At 69.4% G+C, this 10,534-nt stretch carries 7 protein-coding genes and 1 tRNA gene; 4 read left to right on the forward strand and 4 right to left on the reverse strand.

Annotation, left to right across the window (positions count from 1 at the left end; translation table 11 throughout):
* Positions 1 to 512 precede the first annotated feature (512 nt).
* Genes H162_RS0129030 through H162_RS32315 form a run of 3 tightly spaced genes read right to left on the reverse strand, consistent with a single transcriptional unit; the run spans position 513 to position 5,640 of the window.
* Complete coding sequence (locus tag H162_RS0129030) at positions 513 to 2,363, reverse strand: CocE/NonD family hydrolase (protein WP_020656987.1); 1,851 nt, start codon at positions 2,361 to 2,363, stop codon at positions 513 to 515.
* Positions 2,360 to 3,853, reverse strand: coding sequence for an alpha/beta hydrolase domain-containing protein (locus H162_RS0129035; RefSeq protein ID WP_020656988.1), 1,494 nt, complete (start codon positions 3,851 to 3,853; stop codon positions 2,360 to 2,362). The genes H162_RS0129030 and H162_RS0129035 overlap by 4 nt, the downstream gene beginning before the upstream one ends.
* Positions 3,850 to 5,640: a CocE/NonD family hydrolase gene (locus H162_RS32315; RefSeq protein WP_020656989.1), complete on the reverse strand. Its 1,791-nt coding sequence runs from the start codon at positions 5,638 to 5,640 to the stop codon at positions 3,850 to 3,852. Before H162_RS32315 ends, H162_RS0129035 begins: the two co-directional genes overlap by 4 nt.
* 192 nt (positions 5,641 to 5,832) lie before the next feature.
* Between H162_RS32315 and H162_RS0129045 the strand changes: the two genes are divergently transcribed.
* Both H162_RS0129045 and H162_RS0129050 read left to right on the forward strand, forming a co-directional pair.
* On the forward strand, positions 5,833 to 6,579 hold the full coding sequence (locus tag H162_RS0129045) for an MOSC domain-containing protein (protein WP_020656990.1): 747 nt from the start codon (positions 5,833 to 5,835) through the stop codon (positions 6,577 to 6,579).
* A gap of 68 nt (positions 6,580 to 6,647) precedes the next feature.
* Positions 6,648 to 7,589, forward strand: a complete 942-nt coding sequence (locus H162_RS0129050) for a LysR family transcriptional regulator (RefSeq protein ID WP_020656991.1) — start codon at positions 6,648 to 6,650, stop codon at positions 7,587 to 7,589.
* A gap of 7 nt (positions 7,590 to 7,596) precedes the next feature.
* On the opposite strand, the gene H162_RS0129055 is transcribed toward H162_RS0129050, so the two are convergent.
* Positions 7,597 to 8,787: a YbfB/YjiJ family MFS transporter gene (locus H162_RS0129055; RefSeq protein ID WP_020656992.1), complete on the reverse strand. Its 1,191-nt coding sequence runs from the start codon at positions 8,785 to 8,787 to the stop codon at positions 7,597 to 7,599.
* Between the two features lie 250 nt (positions 8,788 to 9,037).
* Here H162_RS0129055 and H162_RS0129060 point away from each other — a divergent pair, with 250 nt between their 5' ends.
* Together H162_RS0129060 and H162_RS0129065 are read left to right on the forward strand one after the other, a co-directional pair.
* Complete coding sequence (locus H162_RS0129060) at positions 9,038 to 10,186, forward strand: FAD binding domain-containing protein (protein ID WP_020656993.1); 1,149 nt, start codon at positions 9,038 to 9,040, stop codon at positions 10,184 to 10,186.
* Between the two features lie 101 nt (positions 10,187 to 10,287).
* Positions 10,288 to 10,377: transfer RNA gene (locus H162_RS0129065), tRNA-Ser, on the forward strand.
* Positions 10,378 to 10,534: the final 157 nt, after the last annotated feature.

A 10,534-nucleotide genomic window follows, 5' to 3' on the forward strand; every position in this document is an offset into this window, starting at 1 on the left:
TGGCGAAGAACACTGCACAGCTGTTCACCTTGTTTGCCTTTGCCAATCTGGTGCTTGCCGGCCGTACCTTTGGGAGCGCTCGCGCCCGAACTCCGTCCTGAATGGGGAAACGCGTGCCGCGACACGCCGAAACCTGCTCGGCAGCGTCGAATAGACGCAAAAAATAGCTGATTTCGGCGCTCGTCTCTGCCGGCACCGGTTTGTCGCACCGGCGCGAAGGAAACCTTATTTATTCAGCGCTTCCTTATGCCATCGAAGGTGCTCCCGATGGCGAGCGTGTCGCAGTGTATCCTGAGGCCGCGGAGGCAGCAGGCGTTCGCTTCCGCGCGCCGCCGCGTACTGCATCGGCGGTTGAAGCCAAGGACTTTTCTTCGCCGACTAATCGCGGCGCCAGGAAATTTGTCGCCGCCAAAGTGAAAAAGCCGAGAAGTAAATAGGAATCCAGGCGCACCAGCGCCTGGAAGATGGCCCGACTCTCGATCACCGAGCTTCCTCGGAGAGCGTGCTGAACGTCATAAGCCTGCCGAACCGATCAGTTTCGGTAACTTTCCCGGTCGTCCCAGCCCCGGCGCAATGGCCCGCTCCCGCGTGTCGACATCCGGCACCTCGATCCAGGACGGATGCGCGTTATCACTGATCACCGTGATCGGCGTTTCGCTCCCCTTGCCGCTGCGCGGCGAGCGGCTGGTCACCGACACGCGCAGCCGGTCGCCAGGCTGCAGCGCGTAGGCGGTCGCCGAAAACGCGATGTCGAGCGCGACCGGGATGCCCGGCTGCAGCGGCTGCGCATCCGCCCGCAGGTGGGTGTGCCAGGGCACGCCGCCGGTGTCGTAGGGCGCGGCGCCGGTCTTGCGGTGCGAGGCGCGCAGGGCGGACGAGGCGATGACTTCCGCGCCGCCGCGGCGATGGATGGCTTCCAGGTAGACGTAGACATCCGCATCCGGGGCCGGGCTGGCGATCCACAGGCGCGCGCTCGGCCGTCCGACGATCTCGCGCCCCAGGATCTGGGCCGGCAGGGTGTAGCTGGCGCTGTAGGCTTCCACGCCCGCCACCGCATAGCCGTAGGCGATGATCGGCGCCACATCGGGCAGGCCGGCAAGCTGGACGCCTTTCGCATCGGCGCCCGGCGCGCGCTGCGCCAGGCTGCCGTCATGCCAGGGTGTGGGGCCGCCGCGCATGGCGGGATTGACGGGCGGCGTCTCCGGCGACAGGTAGTAGCGCGAGCGCCTTGCATCGCTCGGCCACCGGTCCAGCGCGCGCCATTCCGCGCCTTCCTCCGCGCGCTTGACCTGCACCAGCACCGGCGGCTCGCGCATCACGCCGTTCTCGATCCCTTTCAGCCAGTAGTCGAAGAAGCGCAGCCGCTCGATGTCCAGGCTGAAGCCGGGACTTTCGCAATGGCTCCAGCCGCCGAAGGCGAGCTTCTTCGGATTCGGGAGGTTCAGGTATTGAAGCACGCTCGGGGTGCCGTAGCCGTCGAAATAGCCGCCATGGAAATAGAAGCCGATGTCCTTGCGCAGCGATCCGAGGTGCGGGTAGAGGCTGGCCCGCACCCACCAGTTGGTGCCCGTGTAGGGATTGGGATCGTCGCGGAACGGACTCGCTGCAAAGAAGTTGCCGGTGTTGGTATTGCGGCGATGTTCGGCCAGCGCCTGCATCTTGAGGCTGTCGCCCTGGTCGCCGTCGACCGCCATGACCTGCTCGGCCGGCACCACATCGTCGAGCAAGCCCTTGCTGGCGATGCCGCCCGGTGCGAAGGAGTCGTACTGGTCGAGCATGGACGAGCCCACGAACACGGCCTTCACGAAATCCGATGGCGCGCGCGCCGCCTGGGTCGCCGTCGAGCCGTTGTAGGAGCAGCCGTTGACGCCGATCTTCCCTGTGCTCCAGGGCTGGCGGCCCAGCCAGCCGATGAGCGTGGCGGCGTCGCCGAGTTCATGGTCGTCGGCCGGACCGCTGCGGGTGCCGAAGGAGGCGCCCTTGCCGCGCACATCGGCGATGGCCAGCACATAGCCGTAGGCGGCCAGGCCAATGGGGAACTTGGCATACGGCTGCACCGAACCATCCGGCATCCTCAGGGCCCGGTTGTAGGGCGTGAACTGGAACACGACCGGCAGCGGATTGGTTTCGACGCGCCCCTTGCGCATGGGCCGGTAGACGTCGATGGCCAGGCGTGTGCCGTCGGCGGCCGGCACATGGACCGAAGTCCGCTGGACGTCGTCGTACAGCGGCGCGCTGTAGCCCTGGTAGCGTCCCGGTTCGGAGATGCGTGCGGTCTGCGGACGCGGCGCGTCGGCCGCCGCGGCGCCGGCGCACAGGGACAGGCAGAGCGCCGCCGCGGCGGCACGCAGCGCCCGGCTCATGGCGCGAACGCCTTGTCGGCGGCGGCGCGCACCTGCGCGCGGTAGAGCGCCGCATCGCTCTCGCGCAGCCAGCGCTGGGCGAGCATCTGGCCGATGCGCCTGTCGGCGCGCGCCAGGTAGTCCGACTTGCCGCCCGGGTAAAGCCGCTTCAGGTCGGCGGCCGCCAGCGGATTTTTCCGCATCAGCAGATATTGCGGCACATAGGTCGCACACTGGCGCGCCGCCGGGGCGCCGTAGCGGGCCAGCGGCAGGTCGAGCGCGACGCTGCGCACCCCGCCTTTCGGGTTGCCGAATGCGTCGTGGGCGACGTGCTGCGACACGTCGAACTCCAGCTGGGCGCTCGGCGGCGGCGGCGTGCCCTCGGTCACCCAGCGGTCCAGGTTGTCCATGGTCGCCGTGAACAGCATCCGCAGCGGCACGTCGGTTTCGTCGAAGGAGCAGGCGGCGTCGGGACGGATGGCGGGGTGGCCGCGTTCGGCCAGCTGGCGCTGGTAGCTGCGCTCGATGCTGACGCCCAGGTCGCGGTGCGAGGTTCCGCCCACTTCATACAGCCGGTGGCGTCCCGGGCCCCGGTCGCGCGATTCGGCCTGCTTGCCGTTGTTGGCCTGGGCTTCGTTTTGCGAGAGGAGCTCGATCACGGGAACGTCGATCGGACGCAGCATCCGGCGCGGATGGCCGAGCGGCGGCGCCGGCGAGCGCGCATTGATCGGCAGGTAGCCCGAATTCTGCCAGGGGCTGGAGATGCCGATCATGTAGCCGTCGATCAGCGGCTTGCCGTCCGCCTGGCGGAACAGGTCGTGGAAGCCTTCGTTGATGTAGGTGCGCTGGAAGCTGCCCAGGAAGGACCAGCCGGAAGAGTAGACGCGCTTGATGTCCACATCGGCGAGGATCTTGCGGTCCTTCGCGCGCAGCAGTTTGGCGGTGTCGGCGAAGACGCTCCAGCGGATGCCGTCGTCGTCGGGCCAACTGATCGGCGCATAGCGCTCGCTGTCGAACCAGCGCATGATCCAGGGCGTGGCGACCGGTGCGTCCGGCGTGGAGCGCGAGCGGCTGCCCTCGTCGGTGCCGGTATTCACCGCGACATAGGCCGCGCCCGAGCCCAGGACCAGCTGCGAAGCCCAGTTCCACTGCACGCCGCCCTGGTGCGGGTGGATGCCGGTGAGGTGGACGATGCCGTTGAACCTGGCCGGGTCGCGCGGCCGGATCACCAGGATCCGCGTGGTGTAGGGCAGGCCGCTCTTCTCCAGGCGCGGCTTGCCCTCGCCCGACGCGTAGACATCGCCCAGCCCCGAGACGAAATACTCTTCCTCGACATAGCCCGCCGCCTCGATCTCGTCGCCGGCGGGCGTGCCGGGCAGGCCGCCGGGGCTGTAGATCTCGGCGGTGCTGGCGTAGGGCATGGGACCGGTCACGTTCCTGATTTCCGCCTGGGCGGAGGCGGCGATGAGCAGGCCGGAGATGGCAGAGGCGAGGATGCGGATGCGGGTCATTGTTGCGGCTCCAGTGGAACGACGGGAATGTCGATGAAGGATGCGGTGTCGCCGCCGGTCAGCAGGGTGACCGTGGGCGCCGGGCTGATGTCCATGAACGTGCGCTGGCGCGGATCGGCGCCGGTGACGACCAGGCGCAGGCGGTAGCCCTGCTTGACGATGGTCGATGTCGGCAGCAGGTCGAAGCTCAGCTGCGCCGGCACGCCCGGCCGCATCGGCGTGTGGTCCTCGCGGAAGCTGCGGTGCCAGGGCAGGCCCAGGTAGTCGTACGGCGCGGTGCCGAGCTTGCGGTGGCTGGCGCGCAGGCGGCCGTGGGCGCGGATCGCGCTGCGGCCGTCGGGCGCGACTTCCTCCAGGTAGGCGAAGGTGTCGCCGTCGCGGGCCGTGGTCGATAGCCACAGCGAGACCACCGGATGCCCGGTGATGCGCATGTCCTTCGCGAACGGCGCGGTCGAGAAACTCAGGCCGCGGCCGTACTGCGATTCGGGCCAGTAGGGCGTCTTGAGGGAGCCGGTGATGACCGAGTAATCGGTCACGAAGCTCGCCTTGCCCCGAGTAGGCTTCCGGGTCGCCAGGCTGGCGCCGCCCTTGGCCGCCGACAGGAAGTAGCGTGCCATCCGCGTGCCGGCCACCGGCCAGCGGTCCGACTTCGCCCATTCCTTGCCGGCCGGCGCGTTGTAGGTGTAGTAGTAGATCGAGGGATCGCGCTCGTAGCCGTTGTCGACGTTCTTCAGGTAGCGGTCGAAGAAGCGCAGGTGCTCGTCGAACATGTTGAACTGCTCGCTGCGGCAATGGGTCTCGGGTCCGATGATGGTCTTCACCACGTTGCGCAGGTTGGCGCGGGCCACGAACTGGTCGGCCGAGAATTCGTCTTCCCAGCCGGTCCAGCGCAGCATGACCGGGCCGTTCATCTCGATGGCATTGCGATAGGTCGACAGGCTGGACTCTTCCCAGAAGCGGCTGCCCAGCTTTTCCGACCAGTCGTCGCGGAAGGGAATGTCCTTCCAGATGTCGGCCATGATCGTGGTCTTCACGCGCTCCCGCTTGGCCGCGGCCATGATGCTGCCGTCGGTGTCGGCGTCGACGGGCATCGCCTCGGCGCCCATGTCGCGCGGGTCTTCGGGACGGGTGTGGTACTGGGCGGTCAGGCCGCCGCGCGACACGAAGTCGTAGCGGTTGAAGGGCGTGGCGCCCGGCGTGATCGCCTTCAGGTGCGGCGGCGCCGCGATCGCGGCGTTGTCCTGGCTGCCGCCCACGTAGGAGCAGCCGGTCATGCCGATGCTGCCGTTCGACCACGGCTGCTTCGCCAGCCATTCGGTGACGTCGTAGGCATCCTGCGCCTCGATGCGGTCCTGCATGCCGCGCCGCCAGCCGAAGGACGCGCCCTTGCCGCGCGTATCGACGATCGCCACGACGTAGCCGTACAGGGCCAGGTCGCGCGGCTCCATGTAGACGGTGCCGGAGCGCCGCACGCTGCCGTCGGGATTGCGGATGCCGCGCTGGTAGGGCGTGTGCATCCAGACCACCGGGTAGGGCGTGTCGGCCGGCTTCGCATCCTCCATCGGCCGGTACAGGTCGACCGCAAGGCGGGTGCCGTCGCGCACGGGAAGGTAGAAGGAGCTGCGCTGCCAGCCGGCGTACAGCTTCGGCGCATAGCCGGCGTAGCGTCCCGGCTCGGAGACGCGCTGTTCGGGCGGGGGCGGGCTGTGCGCCCAACCCGCGGAGGATGCCACCGTGCCGCCGAGCAGGAGTGATACGGCACACCAGCCCTTCCAATGCTTGCGCATGTTCTGTCTCCTCGAATGTCTTCATGAAGTGCCGTCTGGTACTCCCGTTTTAATTACAAAATATAATGGTTATAAAATAATTGCAAATGATAATTGGACTTCGCTCGTCGCTTTTGCGCTGGCCGTGCCCGCACGCGAAAGGCAGCACGATGCTAGAATTGCTTAGGACTCCTTTGCATGAGATCGGCAAGCATGACTATTCGACCTGACATCCCGGCGCCGGCAAGCACGATCGACGCGCTGCTGACCGGCCGCGCCGTGGTCATCGCGGGCGGCGGCGAGGCGGCCGTCGTGAGCGGCATCGACAAGCGTCCGCGCAGCGAGGCGCTGTGGCTGGCGCGCGACGGCCTGCAGGGCGACGAGCAGGGCGACCGCGTCTACCACGGCGGGCCGGAGAAGGCCTTGCACCATTACGCGGCCGACCACTATCCCGACTGGCAGGCCTGGCATCCCGCCAGCCCGGTGTCCATGGCGCCCGGCGCCTTCGGCGAGAACGTCTCCACGCGCGGGATGACCGAGCGCGACGTGCATGTCGGCGACGTGTTCCGCGCCGGCTCGACCCTGCTGCAGGTGACCCAGGGGCGCCAGCCGTGCTTTCGCCTGAACCTGCGGCTCGGACGGCCGGATGCGGCCCTGGCGATGCAGTCGCTGGGCCGCACCGGCTGGTACTACCGCGTGCTGCGGGAAGGCTGGCTGGCCGCCGGCGAGGTGCTGGAACTGGTCGACCGTCCCTGTCCGGACTGGCCGCTGGCGCGCCTGATCGCGGCGCTGTATCCGCCCGACCTGTCGACGCCGTCGCTGCCGGACGAATGGCGGGCGGCGGCCGGGGTCAGCGAACTGGCCGAGCGCTGGCGCCTCACCTTCGAGCGGCGCCTGCACACCGGCACGGTCGAGGACTGGCAGATGCGCCTGCAGGGGCCGGAGCACCTGCGGCGCTGAAGGGCTGCATGCGGGAAGGGCGGGCGGATGCTAAGCTTGTTCCCCCTTGTTTCCACCGTGGGCCGCGCATGCGAACCGGAGAGCTCCGGCGTTACCATTACTTCCTGATCCTGGCGCGCGAGCTGCATTTCGGCCGCGCGGCGGAACTGTGCTTCATCACCCAGCCCGCGCTCAGCCAGCAGATCGCGCGCCTCGAGGAAGAGGTCGGGGTGCGCCTGTTCGCGCGCGAGCCCGGCGGGGTCGCGCTGACCGCGGCGGGCGCGGTGTTCCGCGACGGCGTGCAGCAGGTGTTCCAGCTGCTCGAACACACCACCCGCAGCACGCGCGAGGCCGGCCACTTCCAGGACCTGCGGCTGTCGATCGGCTTGCGCGAATACGCCAACGTGGCGCTGCTGCCCGTGGCGTTGACACGGCTGCAGGCGCTGTACCCAGGCATCCGCCTGTCCAGTCATGAGATGGACGCCGAGGCGCAGGTCGGCGCGCTGCAGCGCGGCCAGATCGACGTCGGCCTCGGCGTCATGTTCGAGGATCCGGAAGCCGCGCTGCCGGCCGACGGTTCGATCAGCACGCGCCGCCTGATGGCCTCGCGCTGGCGCCTGCTGGTGCGCGGCGACCATCCTCTGGCCGGGCTTGAATCGGTCGATCTCGCGACCCTGGTGAGCCAGCCGATCATCATGTTCGCGCGCGACATCAACCCTTCGGTCTACGACGCCATCCAGGCCAGCCTCCGTCAGACCGGGAAGGCCGCCAACATCGTCTACGAGACCACCCAGGTGCAGGCCGGGATGCAGCTGGCGCGCGAAGGACTCGGCTGCATGCTGGGCACCGGCTACGTGATCGGCGCGGCCGTACACGGGATGAAGGCGATTCCGGTCAGCGGTCTGGCGCCGCTCCTGATGCACGCGTTCTGGCGTACGCACGAGGCGCGGCCGCTGCTGCTCGACTTCGTCCAGATCGTGCTGGAGGAAGCGCGCCGCTTCGCGCTCGGCGGCGTGGACGGCCGCCTGTGAGCGGACTTCAGCGGCGCGCCGCGGCCACGCCGAAGTCGAGCGCCAGTGCGGCGGCGAAGGCGGCGCCCGCCACCATGAAGATCACGCCGTGCTGGCCGCCGCTCCAGGCGAACAGCCAGGACAGGCCGTAGCCGGCCAGCGCCTGGAACAGCGCGAACACGGTGGTCGAGCGGCCCCAGGCGGCATGCTGGGCCGCAGGGGCGCCGGGCAGCAGCTCGTGCAGGCGGCCGATCATCAGGGTGGCCACGCCGGGCGTGAACGCGCCCAGCAGCAGGCTGGCGGCGCCCAGGGTCAGCGCATGCGGGAAGAGGGCCATCGCCGCCGCCGCGGCACCCGACAACGCCAGCCCCAGGCGCAGGCCGCGGGCGAAGCCGATCCGGTCCGCCGCCAGGCCGTACAGCATCGGGCCCGACAGCGCGCCGGCGCCGTACACGACCCAGTAGACCGCGCCTTGCGCCGTGCCCTGGTGCAGGCCGCGCGCGACGTAGTCGACCAGGAACACGGTGGCCGGCACCAGCCCGACCGCGACGGCCGCGTATTCGGCGTACAGCAGGCGCACCGCGCGCGGCATGCGGCCGGCGGGCGCGTTGGCGCCGGCCGCCGCATCGTGCGCGGGCCAGGCGCGCCAGGTCAGGATGGTGAACAAGGCCGAGCACGCGGCCAGTCCCAGCCAGGTAGCGGCCAGGCCGGCGCGCAGCAGGGCCGGGACCAGGGTGCCGGAGACGACGATGCCGGCGCCGACGCCCATGAAGATGGCGCCGCTGGCCAGGCCGCGGCGCGCCGGCGCCACCATCGGCAGCACGGTCTGCGCCGCCAGCACCATCACCACCGCGCCGGCGAAGCCGGACAGGAAGCGCCAGGCGAAGAACCAGCCCAGCGAGAGCGGCGCCGCGCAGGCGGCGAAGGAGAGGGTGGCGAGCGCCATCATGGCGCGCAGCATGGTGCGATGGGTCCAGCGCGCACCGAGCCGGCGTCCCATCAGCGCCCCGACCAGGTAGCCGGCGAAGTTGGCCGCGCCGAGATAGACCACGTGGCCGGGGGCGAACCAGTGGGCCTTGATCAGTTCGGGAATCAGGGGCGTGTAGGCGAAGCGGGCCAGGCCGATGGCGACCAGGCTGGCGCCGAGGCCGGCGAAGATGGCGAACGAGGCCGCCAGGTTGTCCTGGCGGCCCGCCAGCGAGGTGTCCGGGCAGGTCATGAGCACTCCGTTCCATGGTGAGGACGGCGGGAATACGCCGGTCCATGAGCGCATGGTAGAGAGCCTCGGCCGCGCCGGCCAATCACATTTGCATCGGTGGGCGATAAGCACGCGCTTATCGCCCCGTCGCGCACGCCAGCCACTGGCGCGTGTCTTGCGCTCCTGTGTAAAGGCTGCCATCGATTCGGATGTTCCCAACGCAAGGCTCTCGCCGTACACTGGAGGGGAGTCCGTCCCGGGGAGAGATGCCATGCACGCACTTGTCGCCATGCCGCGCGCGCTGGTCATCGGCGGCTCGCTGGGCGGGCTGCTGGCCGCGAACGCCTTGCGCGCGGCGGGCTGGGACGTCGATGTGTTCGAGCGCTCCGTGGGTGAGCTGAGCGGCCGGGGCGGCGGCATCGTGCTGCAGGCCGACGTGCTCCAGGCTTTCCAGTTCGCGGGGCTGGTGCACGATCCTGTTCCGGGGGTGCGCTCCATCGACCGGATCTACCTGAGTGCCTCCGACCGCGTGCTCCAGCGCAGTCCCATGCCCCAGGCCCAGACCTCATGGAATGTGCTGTACCGGATCCTGCGCGACGGCCTGCCGCCCGAGCGCCTGCATGGCGGCGCGAGTTTCACGTCCTACGAACAGGACGGGCAGCGCGTCACCGCCCATTTCGCGGACGGGCGCAGCGAGGCCGGCGACCTGCTGGTAGGCGCCGACGGGGCCAGGTCCACCGTGCGCGCGCAGATGCTGCCCGGACTGGAGCCTGCCTACGCGGGCTATGTCGCGTGGCGCGGCAGCGTGCCCGAGGCGCTGCTGCCGGCGGCGCTGCGCCAGAAGCTGGATGCATCCTTCGTGTTCCAGCAGGGCGACGCGCACCTGCTGCTGGCTTACCTGGTGCCCGGCGACGACGGCTCGGTCGAGGATGGCAGGCGGCGCTGGAACTGGATCTGGTACCGCCGCGTCGGGGCGGGCGGGCCGCTCGCGGCCTTGCTGACCGGGCGCGACGGACGCACGCACACGGCGTCGCTGCCGCCGGGCGAGGTGAGGGAAGAGCACGTCGCGGCGCTGCTGGGCGACGCGGTAGGGCTGGCCGCCCCCTCGTTCCGCACGCTGCTGGAAGCTACCGCCGCGCCCTTCGTGCAGGCGATCGTCGACCTGCAGACGCCGGCGATGCTGGACCGGCGCGTGCTGCTGCTCGGTGATGCGGCCTTCGTGCCCCGTCCGCACGCGGCGGACAGCACGGCCAAGGCGGCGGCCGATGCGCTCACCCTGGCGATGCTGCTGCGCCAGCGCGCGGCGGCGCCCGATGTCGGGCTGGCGCAATGGGAACAGCTGCGCCTGACCGCCGGCCACGGCATGGCCATCTCCGGCATCGAGCTGGGCGACCGGATCATGGGGCTGACGCGCACCTAGCTGGCAAGCCGCATGAAGTTGCAGTTCATCACTTGCCATTGCTGCTGAGCGCTGTGTATAATGCGGCCTCTTGCAGCTCACAGCAAGAATCGACCGAATCAGGAGAGGTGGCAGAGTGGTCGAATGTACCTGACTCGAAATCAGGCGTACGGGTGACCGTACCGTGGGTTCGAATCCCACCCTCTCCGCCAGTAGTACAAAAAAGGCTCCCGACGGGAGCCTTTTTTCTTTCCCCGGAGAGGAGTGAGCCGCCTGCGCGGCTCACGCGTGGGATTCGAAGCCCGGCGCCTGCAGGCGCCGGGGCGGCCTGCGGGATGTAGGCGAATCCCACCCTCTCCGCCAGTAGTA

It is taken from the genome of Massilia niastensis DSM 21313 (assembly GCF_000382345.1).
In the GTDB taxonomy this organism is placed as follows: Bacteria; Pseudomonadota; Gammaproteobacteria; order Burkholderiales; family Burkholderiaceae_D; genus Telluria; species Telluria niastensis.